Origin of the sequence: Egicoccus sp. AB-alg6-2, assembly GCF_041821025.1 — a bacterium.
Classification (GTDB): domain Bacteria; phylum Actinomycetota; class Nitriliruptoria; order Nitriliruptorales; family Nitriliruptoraceae; genus Egicoccus.
The window spans coordinates 183,840-202,697 of sequence record NZ_JBGUAY010000003.1; the positions used below are offsets into that span (position 1 = coordinate 183,840).

General features: G+C 71.4%; 20 protein-coding genes. 7 read left to right on the top strand and 13 right to left on the bottom strand.

Features of this window, described 5'->3' with window-relative positions:
* Nucleotides 1-173: 173 nt before the first annotated feature.
* Entirely contained in the window at nucleotides 174-1,400 is a 1,227-nt protein-coding gene (gene kynU, locus ACERMF_RS05790) for a kynureninase (protein ID WP_373668086.1), read from the top strand.
* Between the two features lie 117 nt (nucleotides 1,401-1,517).
* A complete protein-coding gene (locus ACERMF_RS05795; protein ID WP_373668087.1) occupies nucleotides 1,518-1,700 on the top strand; it encodes a hypothetical protein in 183 nt (60 codons plus the stop codon).
* A gap of 40 nt (nucleotides 1,701-1,740) precedes the next feature.
* Here the strand turns inward: ACERMF_RS05795 and serA are convergent, their stop codons facing one another.
* A complete protein-coding gene (gene serA, locus ACERMF_RS05800) occupies nucleotides 1,741-3,324 on the bottom strand; it encodes a phosphoglycerate dehydrogenase (RefSeq protein ID WP_373668088.1) in 1,584 nt (527 codons plus the stop codon).
* Between the two features lie 190 nt (nucleotides 3,325-3,514).
* Between serA and ACERMF_RS05805 the strand changes: the two genes are divergently transcribed.
* Nucleotides 3,515-3,967 (top strand): toxin-antitoxin system HicB family antitoxin, encoded by a 453-nt coding sequence (locus tag ACERMF_RS05805; protein ID WP_373668089.1) that lies wholly within the window; start codon nucleotides 3,515-3,517, stop codon nucleotides 3,965-3,967.
* A 54-nt stretch (nucleotides 3,968-4,021) separates the two neighbouring features.
* Complete coding sequence (locus ACERMF_RS05810; protein WP_373668090.1) at nucleotides 4,022-4,849, top strand: DUF4097 domain-containing protein; 828 nt, start codon at nucleotides 4,022-4,024, stop codon at nucleotides 4,847-4,849.
* Between the two features lie 79 nt (nucleotides 4,850-4,928).
* Here the strand turns inward: ACERMF_RS05810 and ACERMF_RS05815 are convergent, their stop codons facing one another.
* The 7 genes from ACERMF_RS05815 to ACERMF_RS05845 all read right to left on the bottom strand — a co-directional run bounded on the left by ACERMF_RS05815 (nucleotide 4,929) and on the right by ACERMF_RS05845 (nucleotide 10,175).
* On the bottom strand, nucleotides 4,929-5,393 hold the full coding sequence (locus tag ACERMF_RS05815; RefSeq protein WP_373668091.1) for a globin: 465 nt from the start codon (nucleotides 5,391-5,393) through the stop codon (nucleotides 4,929-4,931).
* A complete protein-coding gene (locus tag ACERMF_RS05820; RefSeq protein WP_373668092.1) occupies nucleotides 5,390-5,890 on the bottom strand; it encodes an N-acetyltransferase family protein in 501 nt (166 codons plus the stop codon). The genes ACERMF_RS05815 and ACERMF_RS05820 overlap by 4 nt, the downstream gene beginning before the upstream one ends.
* A gap of 91 nt (nucleotides 5,891-5,981) precedes the next feature.
* Nucleotides 5,982-7,013 carry an HD domain-containing protein gene (locus ACERMF_RS05825; RefSeq protein WP_373668093.1) on the bottom strand — a complete coding sequence of 344 codons (1,032 nt, stop codon included), beginning with the start codon at nucleotides 7,011-7,013 and terminating at the stop codon, nucleotides 5,982-5,984.
* Between the two features lie 39 nt (nucleotides 7,014-7,052).
* The gene (locus ACERMF_RS05830) at nucleotides 7,053-7,886 is read right to left on the bottom strand and encodes an ABC transporter permease (RefSeq protein WP_373668094.1); all 834 of its coding nucleotides are present in this window, start codon (nucleotides 7,884-7,886) and stop codon (nucleotides 7,053-7,055) included.
* Nucleotides 7,883-8,659: an ABC transporter permease gene (locus tag ACERMF_RS05835; RefSeq protein WP_373668095.1), complete on the bottom strand. Its 777-nt coding sequence runs from the start codon at nucleotides 8,657-8,659 to the stop codon at nucleotides 7,883-7,885. Before ACERMF_RS05835 ends, ACERMF_RS05830 begins: the two co-directional genes overlap by 4 nt.
* Entirely contained in the window at nucleotides 8,659-9,624 is a 966-nt protein-coding gene (locus ACERMF_RS05840; protein ID WP_373668096.1) for an ABC transporter ATP-binding protein, read from the bottom strand. Before ACERMF_RS05840 ends, ACERMF_RS05835 begins: the two co-directional genes overlap by 1 nt.
* Nucleotides 9,625-9,668: 44 nt before the next feature.
* Nucleotides 9,669-10,175 (bottom strand): MaoC family dehydratase, encoded by a 507-nt coding sequence (locus ACERMF_RS05845; protein ID WP_373668097.1) that lies wholly within the window; start codon nucleotides 10,173-10,175, stop codon nucleotides 9,669-9,671.
* Nucleotides 10,176-10,344: 169 nt separating this feature from the next.
* Between ACERMF_RS05845 and ACERMF_RS05850 the strand changes: the two genes are divergently transcribed.
* Together ACERMF_RS05850 and ACERMF_RS05855 are read left to right on the top strand one after the other, a co-directional pair.
* Nucleotides 10,345-11,394 carry a CoA ester lyase gene (locus ACERMF_RS05850; protein WP_373668098.1) on the top strand — a complete coding sequence of 350 codons (1,050 nt, stop codon included), beginning with the start codon at nucleotides 10,345-10,347 and terminating at the stop codon, nucleotides 11,392-11,394.
* A 26-nt stretch (nucleotides 11,395-11,420) separates the two neighbouring features.
* Nucleotides 11,421-12,302: a CoA ester lyase gene (locus ACERMF_RS05855; RefSeq protein ID WP_373668099.1), complete on the top strand. Its 882-nt coding sequence runs from the start codon at nucleotides 11,421-11,423 to the stop codon at nucleotides 12,300-12,302.
* Here ACERMF_RS05855 and ACERMF_RS05860 read toward each other — a convergent pair.
* Together ACERMF_RS05860 and ACERMF_RS05865 are read right to left on the bottom strand one after the other, a co-directional pair.
* Nucleotides 12,265-13,056: a lysophospholipid acyltransferase family protein gene (locus ACERMF_RS05860; RefSeq protein ID WP_373668378.1), complete on the bottom strand. Its 792-nt coding sequence runs from the start codon at nucleotides 13,054-13,056 to the stop codon at nucleotides 12,265-12,267. The two genes, ACERMF_RS05855 and ACERMF_RS05860, sit on opposite strands and share 38 nt — an antisense overlap.
* Nucleotides 13,056-14,174, bottom strand: coding sequence for an alanine--glyoxylate aminotransferase family protein (locus ACERMF_RS05865; RefSeq protein ID WP_373668100.1), 1,119 nt, complete (start codon nucleotides 14,172-14,174; stop codon nucleotides 13,056-13,058). Before ACERMF_RS05865 ends, ACERMF_RS05860 begins: the two co-directional genes overlap by 1 nt.
* A gap of 144 nt (nucleotides 14,175-14,318) precedes the next feature.
* Between ACERMF_RS05865 and ACERMF_RS05870 the strand changes: the two genes are divergently transcribed.
* On the top strand, nucleotides 14,319-14,660 hold the full coding sequence (locus tag ACERMF_RS05870) for a response regulator transcription factor (protein ID WP_373668101.1): 342 nt from the start codon (nucleotides 14,319-14,321) through the stop codon (nucleotides 14,658-14,660).
* A gap of 18 nt (nucleotides 14,661-14,678) precedes the next feature.
* Here the strand turns inward: ACERMF_RS05870 and ilvN are convergent, their stop codons facing one another.
* The 3 genes from ilvN to ACERMF_RS05885 form a co-directional block, all read right to left on the bottom strand.
* Nucleotides 14,679-15,203: an acetolactate synthase small subunit gene (gene ilvN, locus ACERMF_RS05875; RefSeq protein WP_373668102.1), complete on the bottom strand. Its 525-nt coding sequence runs from the start codon at nucleotides 15,201-15,203 to the stop codon at nucleotides 14,679-14,681.
* 8 nt (nucleotides 15,204-15,211) lie between these two features.
* A complete protein-coding gene (ilvB, locus tag ACERMF_RS05880; RefSeq protein ID WP_373668103.1) occupies nucleotides 15,212-16,981 on the bottom strand; it encodes a biosynthetic-type acetolactate synthase large subunit in 1,770 nt (589 codons plus the stop codon).
* A gap of 329 nt (nucleotides 16,982-17,310) precedes the next feature.
* Nucleotides 17,311-18,834 carry a tripartite tricarboxylate transporter permease gene (locus tag ACERMF_RS05885; protein ID WP_373668104.1) on the bottom strand — a complete coding sequence of 508 codons (1,524 nt, stop codon included), beginning with the start codon at nucleotides 18,832-18,834 and terminating at the stop codon, nucleotides 17,311-17,313.
* Nucleotides 18,835-18,858: the final 24 nt, after the last annotated feature.

Sequence of the window (18,858 nt, forward strand, 5' to 3'; positions counted from 1 at the left end):
CTTGACGCCGACGTCAATTTCACTTCGGCGAGTTGACACCGACGTCAGCCTGTTGTCAAGGACGTCTGCACGCCGCCCTGGGCGGCCGGCGCGCCATGCGTCGGCGGAACCCCCGGCTCACCTGCGGGTTCGCACTACGGTTCCGGCCCTGCGTGCACCGAGACAGGAGATGCATGGACCGCGCGGCCTGCGCCGAACGCGACGCCGACGACCCCCTCGCGAGCCACCGCGCGCGGTTCACGCTGCCCGACGGGGTCATCTACCTCGACGGCAACTCGCTCGGCGCGCTGCCCGCCGGGGTCGCGGATCGCCTCGAGACGGTCGTCGCGCAGGAATGGGGGACCGGACTGATCCGGTCCTGGAACGACGCCGGGTGGGTCGACCTGCCCGCGCGGGTCGCCGACCGGCTGGCACCCCTGCTCGGCGCCGACGCCGACGAGGTGGCCGTCGGCGACTCGACGTCCGTGGCGTTGTTCAAGGTGCTCGCCGCGGCTCGTCGGTTGCGGCCCGATCGGCGGGTGCTGCTGACCGACACCGCGAACTTCCCGACGGACCGCTACGTCGCCGACGGGCTGGCCGAGCTGATCGGCGACCTCGACGTCCGCGTCGTCCCGCCCGCCGAGCTCGCGACGAGTATCGACGCCCACGTCGCCGTGCTCGCACTCACGGAGGTGGACTACCGCACCGGTGCCCGCCACGACGTGGCGGCGTTGACGGCCGCCGCGCACGCCGCCGGCGCGCTGACGGTGTGGGACCTCGCGCACTCGACGGGGGCCCTCGCGGTCGACCTGCACGGGTGGGGCGTGGACTTCGCCGTTGGCTGTTCGTACAAGTACCTCAACGGTGGACCCGGCGCCCCCGGCTACCTCTACGTCGCCAGACGATGGCACGACCGGGCACGCACCCCCTTGCAGGGCTGGTTCGGGCACGCGAAGCCGTTCGCGTTCGGCGACACCTACGTGCCGGCCCCCGATGCGCGCCGCTTCCAGGCCGGCACGCCCCACGTGTTGTCGACCGCGGCCCTCGATGCGGCCCTCGAGGCCTTCGACGGTGTCCGGCCCGCCGACCTCGAGGCAAAAGCCCGCCGCCTGACGAACACGTTCATCACGCTGGTCGACCAGCGTTGTGGCGGCGCGGTCGAGATCGCCTCGCCACGGGACGCCGCCGCGCGTGGCGCACAGGTGTCCCTACGGCACCCCCATGCCCACGCCGTGACCCAGTGCCTGATCGCCCGCGGCGTGATCGGTGACCACCGCCCGCCCGACCTCGTGCGGTTCGGTTTCGCGCCGTTGTACGTGGGCCACGTCGACGTCCACGACGCCGTCGATGTCCTCGCCGACGTGCTCGGGACCGGCGCCTGGGACCGGCCCGAGTACCACCGGGCACGCACGGTCACTTGACGAGCGGGGAGGCCGGGGCGGCGTCGGACGGGCAGCCGCCGCCGCCCGGCCGGGTGCCGCCGGCGCGGCCTCCCGCTGCCCGGTGCACCATGGTCCTCCCCCGACGACGGAGCAGCGATGAGCCACGTGGACCCCGACGTCCCGCGCACGCCCGACGAACTCGAGCAGCGGCAGACCAGGGACGGCTCCTACGAGGACGGTGGCGTCTACCGCGACGTCCCCGACCGGCCGTTGACCCCGGACGAGATCGAGCAGCACCTCGACGCCTACGATCCCGACGACGACGACGAGCCGGCGTAGCGGCGTCCCGGCATCGCTCGCCGGCACACCCCGGACCGTTTCAGCCGAGCGAGATCGTGCGTCCCTCGCTGGCCCCGATCTGGGCCGTGATGCGCTCCAGCACGTCGCGCGGCACGGCGTCGTCCAGGGAGAGCGCCATGATGGCCTCGCCACCCGCCTCGGCGCGTCCGACCTGGGCCGCCGCGATGTTGACGCCCGCCTCGCCGAACCCGGTCCCGACCGCGCCGACGACACCGGGACGGTCGGAGTAGCGGAAGAACGCCATGTGGGCGGCGGGCTCGACGTCGACGGGGGTGTTCCACACCTCGACGAGGCGTTCGCGCCCGCCCGGATGCAGCAGGGTCCCCGCGACCTGGATGGTGCTGCCGTCGCGGGCGGCGCCGGACACGCGCAGCAACGAGACGTAGTCCTCGCTGTGGCTGTCGGACACCTCACGGACGCGCAGCCCCCGCTCGTCGGCGAGCAGTGGGGCGTTGACGAACGTCACCGGTTCACCGGACACCCCGGCGAGCATGCCCTTCAGCACGCTCAGGCCGACGACCCGTGCGTCGTGATCGGCGAGCGCCCCGCAGTACTCCACGGTCACGTCGCCGGCGAGGCCGTCCTCGGCCAGGGCCGTCAGCAACCGGCCGAGCTTCTCACCGAGGGGGAGGAACGGCTTGACGTCCTCGTCGACCGGGCCGCCCTGGACGTTGACGGCCGAGGGGACGAACTCGCCGGCCAGCGCGAGGTTGACGTAGTCCGCCACCTGCGTGCCCGCCTTGTCCTGCGCCTCCTCGGTCGACGCGCCCAGGTGCGGGGTCACCACCGCGTTGGGCAGTCCGAACAGCGGCGACTCGGTCGTCGGCTCGGACGCGAACACGTCGATGGCGGCGCCCGCGATGACGCCCGCGCGCAGGGCGTCGGCCAACGCGTGCTCGTCGACGATCCCGCCGCGCGCCACGTTGAGCAGCCGTGCGGTCGGCTTCATCAGCTTCAGCCGGTCCGCGTCGAGGAGTCCGACCGTCTCGGGCGTCTTGGGCAGGTGCACGGTCACGAAGTCGGCCCGGGCCAGCACCTCGTCGACGGTGTCGAGCAGCTCGACCCCCAGGCGGGCGGCGCGGTCCGGCGCCACGAAGGGGTCGTAGGCCACCAGCCGCATCCCGAACGCGTGGCAGCGCTGCGCCACCAGCGTGCCGATGCGTCCCAGCCCGAGCACCCCGAGTGTCTTGTCGTGCAGCTCGGTCCCCGACCACCGTGAGCGTTCCCACTTGCCCTCCACCAGCGCGGCGTGGGCCTGGGGGATGTTGCGAGCCAGCGACAACAGCAGGGCAACGGTGTGCTCGGCCGCGGACACGATGTTGGACTGGGGGGCGTTGCAGACGATGACGCCGTGCCGCGTCCCGGCCTCGACGTCGACGTTGTCGAGTCCGACACCGGCGCGCGCGACCACCTTCAGGTTCGTCGCCGCGGCGAACACGTCCGCGTCGATGGTCGTCTGCGACCGCACCACGATCGCGTCGTAGACGTCCACGATCTGCAGCAGTTCTTCCTTCGACAGGCCGGTCTTGACGTCGACGTCGTGCTGCGCCGCCAGCGCGGCGACGCCGGCTTCGGCGAGCGGGTCGGCAACCAAAATCCTCACGGCGGGTACTCCACGAGCGCGGGACAGGGGAACGCGCGTCGATGCGCCAGCGTACGGGTGCTCGCCCGTGCCCTCGAACGGGCCGGTGAAAACCGGCGCAGGGGTTGCCATGACGCCACGATGCTGTCATAGTGACGTCACTCATGACACCAGTGGTCGCCACCGGCAGCTCTGGAGTTCGGAGGTCGTCGTGCTCACCACCACCATCGCCACCGTGCGCGAGCGGCTGCGCAGCCTGGCGGGACTGTCGCCCGGGGCCGGGCAGGCCGCCGAGGCGATGGCCGACGCCCTCGACGACGCACTGCGCGTGGCGCTGCTCGACCTGCTCGGCAGCCTCGCGGCGGAGCTCACCGGACAACTCGACGCCGCCCGGGTCGAGGTCCGCCTCGACGGTCGGGACGCGACGCTCGCGGTCGTCGCCGACCAGGAGACGCCGACGCCGCCTTCTCCGCCCGCGGGTGGCGGCGAGGCGCGCATGACGCTGCGTCTGCCCGAGGACCTCAAGGACGCGGTCACCCGCGCCGCCGACCGCGACGGCATCTCCGTGAATGCCTGGATCGTCCGGGCCCTCGCCGCCGCGACGCGGCGGGCGCCCTCCACCCCCATCGTGGGCGCCCGCCTCAGCGGCTGGGCCCGCAGCTGAACGACACCGAATCACCACCGACGGCCACGGCCGGCGGCGCGACAGGAGCCAAGCATGGAACACCTCTTCGAGGTCGGACCCGACCTGCGGGTCGACTGCCGGCTGAGCGTCGGCGCCGTGCGGGTGGTGGCGGCCCCACCCGGTCACGCCCGGGTCGAACTGACCGCGCACGGCGAGGTGGGCGAGGAACTCCTCCGCCGCGGCGAGGTCAAGCTCTACGACGACGGCGGGAGCCGTCAGCGGTTGGTCGTGCACCTGCCGGCGCGCAACCTGTTCTCCGGCCTGTTCTCGATCACGGGCCGTGGCGGGGTCACGGTCACGATTCACGCGCCGGACGGATGCGAACTGCACGCACGCACCGGTGCCGCGGACGTCCACGCCGGACTCGACCTCGCTGCGGTCGACGTCGTGACCGGCACGGGTGACGTCACCCTCGGGGACGTCGCGCACGACGCCGCCGTCAAGGTCGCCACGGGCCACGTCCGGGTCGGCACCGTCGGTGGAGCGCTCGACGTGGACACGGCGGCCGGCGCGGTCGACGCCGGCGCCGTGCAGGGGCCGGTCCGGATCCGCACGGCGTCCGGCGCCATCGCCCTCGGGCGCACCTGCGACGCCGTGAAGGTGACGGCTGCCGCCGGCGACGTCGGCATCGCCTGCGCCGAGCGCGGGCGCGTCGCGGTCACCGCCACCACGGGCGACGTCACGATCGGCGTGCCGCCCGGGCGTCGGCTCCACCTCGACGTCAGCAGCACCATCGGCAGCATCCGCTCCGAGCTCGAGGAGACGTCCGCCACCTCGGACGGTGGCGCCGACCTCGAGATCCGCGTCCGGGCGACGACGGGCGACGTGGACCTCCGGCGCGCCGTCTCCTCAGCCTCGTGATGCCGGCGCGCGGTGGTGCGGCCAGCCCGAGGCGAACCTCGCCCCGGGCGCACGACCGCGTCCTGGCATCACGGCGTGGTCACCCGTCGGTGGGCCGAGCATCGTCGCTGGGGAGCTCCACGACGTCGTCGGGCAGGCGGTTGATCAGCGTCGGCGTCGCGCGCTGGACATAGGCGAGCAGCAGCGCCTCGACGTCCGACGGGAATCGCAGCTGTTCGATCGCCGCCGACATGTGCTGCGCCCAACGCAGAGCCGCCTCCGGGGTGACGTCGAAGGGGGCGTGGCGCATCCGCAGCCGGGGATGGCCGCGCTCCGAGGAGTAGACGTCACCGCCGCCCCAGTACTGAGCCAGGAACATGGCGAGATGGCGCTTGCCCGGCGTGAGGTCGTCGGGGTACTGGGGCCGCAGCACCTCGTCGGTCTCCACGCGCGTGTAGAAGGCCTCGACGAGTTGTTCGAAGGCCTCCATGCCGCCGACGCGTTCGAACACGCCGGCGGGCTCGAGGGGTGCGGATCGCGGGGTGGCGTCGTCGGCCGAACTCACAGGGCTCTCTCGTAGAAGGCGACGTCGAGGTAACGCCCGAACTTGTGTCCGGCTTCCGTGAGGGTGCCACGGTGCGTGAAGCCCCACTGCTCGTGGAACCGGACGGACGCCTCGTTCGGCAGCGCGATCACCGAGTACAGGCGGTGGAACGCCCCGCCGGCGAGGCGGTCGAGCAGGGCGGCGAGGAGCGCGCCGCCGGTGCCACGGCCCTGGGCGTCCGGGGCGACGTAGATCGACAACTCCAGCGACCGGTCGTAGGCCGGCTTCGGACGGAAGCGCTGGGTCTCGGCGTAGCCCGACACCGCACCGTCCGCCTCGGCGACCAGCAGGTGGTAGGGCCCGTCGCGCACCTCGCTCTCGAACCGCTCGGTCCACTCCCTGGGGGTCCGTACCTGGGTGTTGAACGTGGTCGTGGTGTTGAGCACGTAGTGGGTGTAGATCGCGGCGACCGCCGGCAGGTCGGCCGGGCTCGCGTCTCGAACGGTGAGGGTGTCCACGGTCGCGCACCGTACCCCCGCAAGCGGTGACCGTTGTCCTCACGCCCCGAGAGGGAACGCAGGCGAGCGGCAGCAGGAACCGGCCGCAGCCCTAATAGAGCCCGGCCGGGCGGAAGCGCTCGTCGTGCAGGCGCATCGCGTACTTGTCGCTCATGCCGGCCACGTAGTCGACGGCCGCCTGCAGGTCGCTGCTGTCGGCCAGGCGGTAGGCGTCGGGAACCTCGTCGGGCCGCTGCGCGAACCACTCGACGAGGTCACGGATCACCCGCACGGCACGGGCGGAGTGCTCGCGAGCGACCGGTCGCAGGTAGACGGTGTCGAACATCCAGTTCCGCAGGTCGTTCATGGCCTCGAGGTGGGCCGGTTGCATCGTCACGTGCCCCGCCTCGACCGATGCCGTGACCACCATGCCGATCATCGTGTCGATCCACTGCCGGCCGGGGTCGCCGAACCGCTTCCGGAAGACGGCCGGGATGTCGGATGCCTCGATGACGCCGGCGCGCATGGCGTCCTCGGCGTCGTGGGCGAGATAGGCGATGCGGTCGGCGAAGCGGCAGATCCAGCCCTCGGGCGTGAACGGCGGCGGGTCGTTCTTCCACGACGACTGGCTGATGCCGTCTCGGACCTCGAGGGTGAGGTTGAGCGGTTCGAGCTTCTCGACCACCCGCACCCCGTGGATCGCGTGCTGCCACTCCCCCTCGACGTAGGGGGTCAATGCGTCCTCACCGGTGTGTCCGAACGGGGCGTGGCCGATGTCGTGGCCGAGGCAGATCGCCTCGGTCAGCGGCTCGTTGAGCGCGAGCGCCGCCGCGATCGAGCGGCCGACCTGCGCCACCGCCAACGTGTGGGTCAGGCGCGTGACGTAGTGGTCGCCGTCGGGATTGAGGAACACCTGCGTCTTGTGCTTGAGGCGCCGGAAGGCCTTGCTGTGCAGGATCCGGTCGCGGTCGCGCTCGAAGGCGGTGCGGTGATCGTCCTCGGGCTCGTCGCGGTCACGGCCGCGCGAATCGGCGGCGCGGGTGGCGATCGGCGACAGCCAGGTGCGTTCCTCCTGCTCGCGCACCTCGCGGGTGCGCAGGCGCAGTCCCGTGGCGGCGAGGTCGAGGTGAGGTCGCGGTCCCATGTCGGCCACCATAAGCGACGGTGGCGGCCACGCCGCTGCTCACTTCAGCAGCAGCGCGCCGAAACGGCGGTTCGCCACCCGCAGGCCGACCAGCCCCATGGCCACGAAGACCGCCGCGTGGCCCAGCAGCGCGATCCGCAGGTCTCCCAGCATCAGGCTGCGCACGAGCTCGACCCCGTGCGTCAGGGGCGAGAGGAAGATGATCGGCTGCAGGGCGGCCGGATACACCTGGATCGGATAGAACGTGGCGGAGAACAAAAAGAGCGGCAGCAGCGCCATGGTGATGAGGTCGAAGTCCTGCCAGCTCGTGAGGTAGGTCGTCACGACCAGGCCGACGCCCCCGAACCCGAAGCCGATCAGGATCGCGGCCGGCAGCGCCAGCACGGCCCACGGCGAGACGACGAGGCCGCTGATCCAGGCCACCAGCAGGAACCCGAAGGCGTAGAAGGCGCCGCGCAGCAACGCCCAGGTCAGTTCCCCGACGGCGATGTCGCGCGGCTGCAACGGGGTCGCGAGCACGGCGTCGTACAGCTTGCCCCACTTGAGCTTGGCGAAGACGTTGAAGGTCGATTCGAGCACGGCGCCGTTCATCGCGGATGCCGCCAGGAGGGCGGGAGCGACGAACACGCCATAGGGGACGGTCGTGCCGTCGGAGGTGGTCACGTCGCCGACCAGGCCGCCGATGCCGACGCCCACGGCGAACAGATAGAAGACCGGCTCGAGCAGCCCGCTGACGAACACCAGCCAGGCCTGTCGGTACGCCAGGACGTTGCGCTCCACCAGGCGGGCGCCCCGTCCGAGCAGGATCGGCGGTGTCGTGCGCAGCGCCAGCATCGCCGAGGTCGCCGGACGCACCGGTGCGGGACGGCTCATCGGTGCAACCTGCGCTGGAAGCTCGCCACGCTGAGCAGGACGCCGATCGCGAGGAAGCCGGCCACCACCCCGACGTGCAGCACCCACGGGCCGGCCGGCGAGGTGCCCAGTGCGAGGGCGCGAGCAAGTTCGACGCCGTGCCACAACGGCACGAACCACGCCAGCCATTCGACGTGGTCGGGCAGTTGCGACACCGGGAAGAAGGTGCCGGCGAACAGGAACAGCGGCATGACGAGGAAGCGCTGGATCGCGGCGAGGCCCTGGTCGGTCCGCAACTGCGCGGTGAAGGCGCTGATCACGGCACAGAACCCGGCGGCCGTCGCGACCGCGGGAACCGCGGCGAGCAGCCCGCGACCGGGCGTCATGGCGCCGAAGGCGCTGGCCACCATCACGTACACGACCGCGGCGATGCTCGCGCGGGCGGTCGCCCAGAGCAGGTTGCCCAGGGCCAGGTCGGCCGGACGGACCGGCGTGCTGAGCGCGGCCTCGTAGGTCTTGAGCCACTTGATCCCGGCGATGACGGGAAACGTGCCGTCCCCGGCGCCGTTCTGCATCGCCGCCCCGGCCAGGAGTCCCGGCGCCAGCCAGGTGAGGTAGTCGACCCCGCCCAGCGCCTCGGCACGGCCGGCATCCACGAGGCCGCCCAAGCCCAGACCCATCGCGCTGAGGAACAGCACGGGGGTCACGATGGTCGAGAAGGTGGTCCCGCGCCAGGTGTGCCGGTAGTGGCGGGCGTGGCCCTCGACGACCCGCAGCGTGACCGCGCGGGCCATCAGTCGACCAGCCGTCGGCCGGTGAGGTGCAGGAAGACGTCCTCGAGGGTGCTGCGGCGCGTGACGGTCGCTGCCGGCGCGAGGCCCCGCCCGACGACCTCGGCCAGCGTGGCGTCGGCGTCGTCGGTGGAGAGCAGGACCCGGTCCGGCAGGACCTCGACCCGGTCGGCGATCCCGTCGAGCCGTTCGAGTGCGACCTCCTGGGCACCCACGGCGAAGCGCAGTTCGACCACCTCGCGGGAGGTGTGGGTCTGAATGAGTTGGCGCGGCGAACCCTGCGCCACGATCCGGCCGCCGTCCATGACGACGAGGCGGTCACAAAGCTGCTCGGCCTCGTCCATGTAGTGGGTGGTGAGGATGAGGGTCACCCCGCGCTGCTTGAGCCGGTACAGCCGGTCCCACAGCACGTGGCGTGCCTGCGGGTCCAGTCCGGTGGTCGGCTCGTCGAGCAGGATCAGCTCGGGGTCGTTGATCAGCGACCGGGCGATGACCAGCCGGCGCTTCATGCCTCCCGACAGCGACTCGACCTTGGCGTGGCGACGATCGGTCAACTGCACGAAGTCGAGCAGCTCGCCGATCCGTTCGCGCAGCACCTTGCGCGGCAGGTCGAAGTAGCGCCCGTAGATGAGCAGGTTCTCGGTCAGCGTCAGTTCGAGGTCGAGCGCATCCTCCTGGGGAACCACCCCGAGCCGCGCGCGGATCTCGGGCCCGTGGGTGGCGGGGTCGCGCCCGAGCACGCGCAGCCGGCCCTCGGTGACCGGTGACACCGCGCCGATCATGCGCATGGTCGAGGACTTGCCCGCGCCGTTGGGACCGAGGAAGCCGAAGGCCTCGCCGGGTGCCACCTCGACGTCGATGCCGGCGACGGCCGTGAAGTCCCCGAAGCGTTTCACCAGACCCTGGGCGTGGACCATCGGTCCGGTCGCGGTCATGGCGGTCGGCGAGGCGGGCGCGGGCGAGGTCATGACGGCGGACGGTACTGCAAAGCGGCGGACCGTCCGCGTCCGGGTCAGCCCGCCTGTGGCTCGGGACGGCCGGGCTGGCCGTCGAACCCGTGACCGCGCTTGGGGACCAGCACCTTGCGCGTGAACTCACACACCACGGTGCCGTCCTGCTTGTAGCCGATGGTGCGGACCTTGACGATGCCGCGGTCGGGCTTCGACTGCGACTCGCGCTTCTCGAGCACCTCCGTCTCCGAGTAGATCGTGTCCCCGTGGAAGGTCGGGTTGGCGTGCTTGAGCGACTCGATCTCGAGGTTGGCGATCGCTCGGCCCGAGACGTCGGGGACCGACTGGCCCAGCACGATCGAGTACACCAGGTTGCCGACGACCATGGCCCGGCCGTGAGTGGTCGCGGCCGCCGCGTAGTTGTCGTCACTGTGCAGCGGGTGCTGGTTCATCGTGATCGAGCAGAACAGGATGTCCTCGGCCTGCGTGATGGTCTTGCCGGGCCAGTGCTTGTAGACGTCGCCCACCTCGAAGTCGTCGAGGAAGCGCCCGAAGTCCGCGGTCGGCATGTGCAGTGCTCCTGGTCGGTTGGCGCATCGTGGTCCGCCGCGGCCACGCTCCGCAAACCGTGTGACGACCGTCGGGCCACACGGGCGCGTCCGAAGGGGCACCCGCTCGATTTCCTGCGCGCGACGACCCGGTCCTACCGTCCCCTGCGAACCGGCCGCAGGAGGCTCGATGCGCAGCCCGAAGGACTTCTTCCGACCGCTGGCGATCGGCGCACCCGACCCGGTGCGCGAGATCCCCTTCCGCCCCTCGCGGATGATCCACTTCTTCGACCCGTCGAACCCGAAGATGGTCGCGAAGGTCCCCGACCTCGCGCCGAAGGTCGACATCCTGCTCGGCAACCTCGAGGACGCGGTCCCGGTCGAGAACAAGGAGGCGGCACGGGCCGGCCTCGTCGAGGTCGGCCGTGCGTGGCAACCTGGAGCGACCCAGCTGTGGACGCGGGTCAACGCGCTCGACTCCCCCTGGGTCCTCGACGACCTCACCACGCTGGTCACCGAGATCGGCGACCGCCTCGACGTCGTGATGCTGCCGAAGGTCGAGGGCCCCGAGGACATCCACTACGCCGACCGACTCCTCGCCCAACTCGAGGCCCGGGCCGGGATCACCCGCCCGATCCTGCTGCACGCGATCCTCGAGACGGCCCGTGGTGTGACCAACGTCGAGCAGATCTGCCTCGCCTCGCCCCGCATGCAGGGGCTCTCGCTCGGCCCGGCCGACCTCGCCGCCGATCGGCGCATGAAGACGACGCGGGTCGGGGGCGGCCACCCCGGCTACCTCGTGCGCGAGGACCCCACCGGCGACGACGTCGAGGCAGCCCGCGCCACCTCTCAGCAGGACCTGTGGCACTACACCGTGGCCCGCATGGTGGACGCCTGCGGCGTGGCCGGGATCCTGCCGTTCTACGGTCCGTTCGGTGACATCGCGGACACCGTCGCCTGCGAGGACCAGTTCCGCAACGCCTACCTGCTCGGCTGTGTCGGGGCATGGAGCCTGCACCCGGTGCAGATCGAGATCGCCAAGAAGGTGTTCTCTCCCGAGCCGTCCGAGGTCGCCTGGGCGAAACGGGTCGTCGAGGCGATGGGTGACGGCAGCGGCGCGGTCATGATCGACGGCAAGATGCAGGACGACGCCACCTACAAACAGTGCCAGGTGGTGCTCGACCTCGCTCGGACACTCGCCGACCGCGATCCCGAACTGGCCCGGGAGTACGCCCTGTGAACGCAGACCACCGCCCGAGGCGCAGCGTGCTGTACCTGCCCGGTGCCAACGAGCGCGCGCTCGAGAAGGCGAAGAGCCTGCCGGCCGACGGGTTGATCCTCGACCTCGAGGACGCCGTCGCCCCCGACGCGAAGGGCGAAGCGCGCGAACGCGTCGCGGCCGCCGTCGCCGGTGGCGCCTACGGCCACCGCGAGCTCGTCGCGCGGGTGAACGCGCTCGACACCGCATGGTTCGCCGACGACGTCCGTGCCGTCGCCCCGGCCGGCCCCGCCGCCGTGCTGGTGCCGAAGGTCGGCTCGGTCGACGACGTTCGCACGATCGAGGACGCACTCGAGGCCGCCGGCGCCCCCGAGCACACCCGGCTGTGGGCCATGCTCGAGACGCCTGCCGCGATCCTGCGTGCCGCCGAGATCACGACCGCCTCCACTCGCCTCACCGGCTTCGTCATGGGGACCAACGACCTCGTGAAGGAACTGCGGGCGCAGCGGGTCCCCGGTCGGGCGCCGCTGCTGCCGGCCCTGGCCTGGGCGCTGCTCGCCGTCCGTGCGGCCGGCAAGACGGTCCTCGACGGCGTCTACAACGACCTCGACGACGCCGAGGGGTTCGAGGCCGAGTGCCGGCAGGGCCGCGAGCTCGGCTTCGACGGCAAGACGCTGATCCACCCGCGCCAGCTCGAGCCCTGCAACCGGATCTTCGCGCCTTCGGCGGCCGAGATCGCCGACGCGCGCGAGGTCATCGACGCCTGGGAAGCGGCGCAGCGTGCCGGGCGCGGTGGCGTGGTGACCGTCAACGGGCGGATGATCGAGAACCTGCACGTCGAGGAGGCACGCCGGGCACTCGCGCAGGCCGAGGCGATCGAGGCGATCGCGGTCAGGCCTCCTCGGGGGGCCGATCACGCCAGCCGCTGATGCGCTCCTCGTGGGCGCGCAGGACCTCGTCGTGCGGCGGCGCACCGCCGCCCAGCCGGGCCGGCACCCACCAGGCGCCGGCCGGGGTCCCGTCCTCGTAGTCGCGCTGGACGCGCTCGAGCAGATCCGCCATGGTCTGCGCCAGGCGCCGGGTCGCAGCGACCGGGTCCTCGTCGGCGCGCACGGACAACGGCGGGCCGTAGCGGACCACGATCGGCGTGCCGAGCGCCGGTCGGGGACGCCGGCCCTTCGTCGCGATCCGCTGCGATCCCCAGCCGACCACCGGCACGATGGGCGCGCCGGCCGCCTGGGCCATGCGGACGGCCCCCGTGCGGAGCGGCAACAGCTCGAACGAGGGCGAGATGGTCTGTTCCGGGGCGACCGCGACCAGGTCGCCGTTGCGGAGCGCGGCACCGGCGGCGTCGAAGGCGTCGGCACGAGCCGTCGTCGACGCGCGGTCCACCGGCACGGCCTCGGCCCAGCGGACGAGCCATCCGAGCCAGGGGCTGGTCCAGATCTCGCGCTTCGCGAGGAACCGGACCGGCCGCCGCAACCGCCGCACCGGCGCCCAGGCGACCATCAGGAAGTCGAGATAGCTGTGGTGGTTGAAGGCGAGCACGGCACCCGCGTCGGCGGGGACGTGATCGAGCCCCTCGACCCGGACGCGCCACCGGCAGGCGTTGACCATCGCGATCACGACCCCCGCGACGGCCCGCCACTTCCAGGTCAGGCGCTGACGACCCCCGGCGACCATCACGGCTCGAGCAGTTCGTCGACGGCGTCGAGGAGGCGGTCGACGTGCTCGTGCCGAGCCCCCTCGCCCATGAGCCCCACGCGCCAGGCGCGACCGGCGTACGCGCCGAGTCCGCCGGCCACCTCGATGCCGTGTTCGCGGAGCAGCCCGCACCGCAGCGCCCGCTCGTCGATCCCGTCGGGCCAGGCCAGGGCGGTCAGGTGGGGTAGACGGTGCGCCGCATCGGCGAGGAGGACCGCGTCGCGGTCCTGGACGTGCTCCTGGAACAACCGGCCGACCTCGGCGTGGCGCGCCCACCGGTTCTCGATCCCCTCCTCGAGCACCAGGCGCAGCCCCTCGTGGAGGCCGAGGAGGGCCGTGACGGGCATGGTGTGGTGGTAGCCGCGCTCCGGTCCCCACCAGCGGTAGACGCCCTGCAGGTCGAGGTACCACGACCGCACGGTGGTCGCCCGCGCGGCGAGGGCCCGCATCGCCTTCGCGGAGAACGTGACCGGTGACAGGCCCGGCGGGACCGACAGGCACTTCTGGGTGCAGGCGTAGGCGGCGTCGATCCCCCACGCGTCGGTCTCGACCGGGAGCCCACCGAGGCTGGTGACCACGTCGACGGCGAACAGCGTGTCCGTGTCGCGCAGGAGGGCACCGACTTCCTCGAGGGGCTGGTGGACACCGGTCGAGGTCTCGGCGTGCACCAGCGCCACCAGCTTGGCCTCCGGGTGGGCACGCACGGCGGACTCGACCCGGTCGGGCGGGATGGCGCGTCCCCACCGCTCCTCCAGCGCCACGACCTCGGCCCCCGCACGACGCGCCATGTCGGCGATCCGCGCCCCGAAGACACCGTTCACGCCGACGACCACGGTGTCCCCGGGCTCCACGAGGTTGAGCACCGTGGTCTCCATGCCCGCAGACCCGGTGCCCGACACGGCGAAGGTGTGCGCGTTGTCGGTGCGGAAGACGCTGCGGAGCATGCTTGCGACCTCGTCCGCCAGGGAGAACGTGAAGTCGTCGAGGTGGCCGACGACGCCACGGCCCTGCGCCTCGAGGACGCGGGGGTGCACCGGGCTGGGGCCCGGGCCCAGCAGCAACCGCTCGGGCGGAATGGCGGCCGGAACGGGCTGCATGCTTTGGTGTCTCCTCGAACTGCCGATGGGCCCGTACGTGGACCGGCGACCCGACACCCTACTGAGAAGGGCGCCGATGCACCGATCGGAGCGGTCGTGCGGGGTGGGTGCGGGGGGACGTCGCGTCGGACGCGGACCCTGGTGGTGGACGACGAATCGGCACTGCGGCTGTTGATGCGGACCGTGCTCGAACGCAGCGGCCGCTACGAGGTGGTCGGCGAGGCCGAGGACGGCCAGGCGGCGCTGACGATGGCCGGCGAACTGCTGCCCGACCTGGTGCTGATCGATCTTTCGATGCCGGTCATGGACGGGCTCGCGGCGCTGCCGCACCTGCGGGTCTCGCTGCCCGCCGCGCGCCTGGTCGTGCTGTCGGGCCTGGCCGGGAGCGCGGCCGCCGACACCGCACGGGCGGCCGGCGCGGACCTGTACCTGCACAAGGGACTCGGGGCGCGCGAGTTGCTGGCCGCCATCGATGCCGCGGCCTGACGACCGTCCGCAGCGTGGTCACACGACGCGTTGCATCCGCACCTTGGAGCCGTCGGTGATGGACTTCGAACCGCGCGCGAGCGCGATCGTGCCGGAGCGGACCATCTCCCGGATGCCGTAGGGCTCGAGCAGGTTGACCATCGCCTCGAGCTTGCTCGGGTCGCCGGCGGCCTCGATGGTGATCGAGTCGTGGTCGACGTCGACGATCTTCGCGCGGAAGACGTCGGCGAGTTCGATGATCTGGCTGCGGTGGGCGCCCTCGGCGGCGACCTTGACCAGCTGCATCTCCCGGACCACGGATTCGTCGGCCTCGAGCTCGACGATCTTGAGCACGTGCACCAGCTTGTTGAGCTGCTTGACGATCTGTTCCAGCTGGACGGCCTCGGCGCCGACCACGAGGGTCAGGCGCGACACGCGGGCGTCGTCGGTGGGTCCGACGGCCAGCGAGTGGATGTTGTAGTTGCGGCGGGCGAACATGCCCGCGATACGGGTCAGGACACCCGGCTTGTTCTCGACCAGTACCGACAGCGTGTGGCGATCCATGGGGTCTCCTACCGGCCGGCTCGGGCGAGCCGTGCCCGCCACTCGTCGGCGGACTCGATGATGTCGTCGTTGCTGGCGCCGCCGGGAACCATCGGGAACACCATCTCGTCCGGGTCGACCCGGAACTCCACCAGAACGGGCTGGTCGGTGATCTCGCGCGCCTTGGCCAGGGTGGTGTCGAGCTCGTCGACCGTCATGACGCGGAACCCGGGGATGCCGTAGGCGTCGGCGATCTTCATCAGGTCGGGGCAGTCCTGCGGCAGGGCCACCTGGGACAGGCGGTCGTCGTAGAACAGGTGCTGCCACTGTCGCACCATGCCGAGGTAGCCGTTGTTGACCACGCAGAAGATCACGGGGATGTCGTGCTGGACGGCGGTCGCGAGCTCCTGGAACGTCATCTGGAAGCAGCCGTCGCCGTCGATGGCCACCACGGGCGTGTCCCGGCCGACGCCGACCTTCGCGCCGATCGCGGCCGGCACGGCGAAGCCCATGGTGCCCAGCCCGCCGGAGTTGATCCACTGGCGGCCGCGCGTGTACGGGATCACCTGCGCGGACCACATCTGGTGCTGGCCGACGCCGGCCACGTAGACCGCCTCGTCACCCCAGGTCTCGTACACGGCACGGATCGCCGTCTGGGGCTTGAGGACGCCCGTGTCCGGCTGGTCGACCCGCAGCGGATGGTCGCGCTTGAGGTCGCGGACGTGCTCGCGCCAGGCGTCGATGGCGGGGGCGAACGCCGTGTCGTCCTTGTCGTCGAGCACCTTGAGCAGCTGACCGAGCACGACCTTGACGTCGCCGACGATGGGAACGTCGACCGCGCGGTTCTTGCCGATCTCGGCCGGGTCGACGTCGACGTGGACGACCTTCGCGTGCGGGGCGAAGCTGTCGAGGTCGCCCGTGACGCGGTCGTCGAACCGGGCACCGAGCGTGACCAGCAGGTCCGCTTCCTGCAGGGCGATCACGCCGCTGTAGTGGCCGTGCATCCCGGGCATGCCCACGGCGAGTTCGTGGGTGTCGGGGAAGATGCCGCGTGCCATCAGCGTGGTGACGACCGGAAGCCCGAGCCGGGTCGCGAACGCGAACAGCTCCTCGCCGGCTCCGGCGCGGACCAGCCCCCCACCCGCATAGATGACCGGGCGCTCGGAGGCGGCGATCAGCTGCAGTGCTTCCCGGATCATCTTGCCGTGACCGCGAACCGTCGGCCGGTATCCGGGGAGGTCGACGCGCTCGGGCCATGCCCAGGCGAAGGTGGCGTTGAGCACGTCCTTGGGGATGTCGACCAGCACCGGGCCGGGCCGGCCGGACTGGGCCACGTGGTAGGCCTCCTTGATCGCACCGGCGATGCGTTCGGGCGACTGGACCAACTCGTTGTGCTTGGTGATCGGCATCGTGATGCCGGTCACGTCGGCTTCCTGGAACGCATCCGAGCCGATGGCCGATCGCGCCACCTGGCCCGTGATGGCCAGGACCGGGATCGAGTCCATGTGCGCGTCGGCCAGACCGGTGACGAGGTTGGTGGCGGCGGGGCCGGAGGTGACGATGCACACGCCGACACGACCCGTCGCATGCGCGTAGCCCTCGGCCATGTGCACGGCGCCCTGCTCGTGGCGGACGAGGACGTGCTGCAGGTCGGCGTCGATCAGCGGGTCGTACGCGGGCATGATCGCGCCGCCCGGATACCCGAACACCACCTCGACGCCGAGGGCCTCGAGGCTCTTGATGACCGCCTGCGCGCCGGTGACCAGCTCCGCGGCACCTGCGTGATTGTCACCCGACATGCGCTGTTCTCCTGCGTTGGCCCGACGACCGCCGACCCGTTCGGCGGTGCGGCCCCTCCTACGCAAAAACCCCCCGGCCCGGGAGGTTCGCGCGTACTCGGAGCCGAGTACGCGCTACGTAACGACGAGAATGCCGACGCGCTGCACGTGCGGAAACCACACCACGACACGGACGCCGCAGCGCCCGTCGGTGGTCGTCATGTCCCGCTGCACGATCGCTCCTGCACGTCCGTCGGCGGCGCCCATGACGGGTACCGCTCGCCGATGGTCGCCCATCGCTGCCCGGGACGCAACTCGCACGCCGTTGTGCGGCCTGCGTCACGCGGCCGTCAGCCCACCGGTTCACGGGTGGGCGCGTCCGCGGCGCGTTCGCGGCGACGCTGCACCGCGAAGTAGATCGGCATGAGCAGCAGCAGCAGCGAGATCGCGAGCGTGGCCATCGTGAACGGGCGGGTGAAGAAGATGCCCCAGCTGCCGCGGGTGACGTTGACGCCGTTGACCAGCCCGATCTCGGCGATGTCGCCCAGGACCAGCCCCAACACCAGGGCCGACACCGGGAACTCGTACTGCTTGGCGAAGAAGCCCAGGACGCCGCAGATCAGCATGATCCACAGGTCGATGGGGCGGTTGAAGATGGCGAACGTGCCGACGACGGCGAACACCAGCACCATCGTGCTGAAGATCTCGAAGGGGATGGTCAGCAGCCGCAGGAGGACCCGCACGAGCAGGAGTCCGACGAAGAAGACCACGACGCTGGCGACCATCAGGGCCCCGAACACCGACGAGGCGATCTCGGGCGCGTCACGGAAGAGCAGCGGGCCGGGACGCAGGCCGTTGAGGATGAAGACGCCGAGCATGATGGCCGTGACGGCGCCGCCGGGGATGCCCAGGGTCAGCAACGGCACCATCGATCCGGCGGCCGCCGAGTTGTTCGCCGCCTCCGGCGCGACCACGCCACGGATCTCTCCCTTGCCGAACTTGCTCGGGTCCTTCGCCATCTGCACCTCGGTGCCGTACCCGAGGAAGGCCGCGACCGTCGAACCGGCGCCCGGCAGCATGCCGATGAAGTTGCCCAGCAGACTGGAGCGCAGCATCGTCCACTTGGTCCACTTGAGGTCGGCGATCGACGGCAGGGCGAAGCGGGGAACCTTCTTGATGTCCTCCTTGCTGTAGCCGCCGGATCCCGTGCCGTAGTACAGCGCGTGGAAGATCTCGGCCACGGCGAAGAAGCCGATGATGGCCGGGATGAAGTCGATGCCGCCCTGGAGGGGCTGGACGCCGAACACGAAACGGACCGCTCCCGAAACGGGGTCGAGGCCGACCGTGGCGAGCAGCAGGCCGAACGTGCCGGCGAGCAGCGCCTTGACCAGCGAACCCATGGCGAGACTGGCCACCGACGTCATGCCGAGGATGGCCAGCGCGAAGAACTCGGGCGGCCCGAAGCGCAGCGCGATCCGCAGGAACTGCGGCGCGATGAGCACCAGGAGGACCGTGCCGATGAAGCCACCGACCGCCGAGGCGGTGATGTCCATCGAGATCGCGCGTCCGGCCTGTCCCTGCTGCGTCAACGGGTAGCCGTCACGCGCGGTCGCGGCGCCCATGACGTCGCCGGGCATGTTGAACAGCGAGCCGGCCAGCGAGCCCGCGCAGGTGGCGGCGATGTAGACACCGATCATCATGATGATCGCCGCCTCGGCACCCAGCACGTAGCTGAACGGCACGAGCAGGGCCACCGCCGTGATGCCCGACAGGCCGGGGATGGTGCCGAAGATCAGGCCGATGACCACGCCGCCGAGCAGGAGCAGCAGGTGGAACGGCTCGAGTACCGAGCCGATCCCGGTGAGGAGGTCCATGGGAGCGCCTTTGGCGACGGGGCC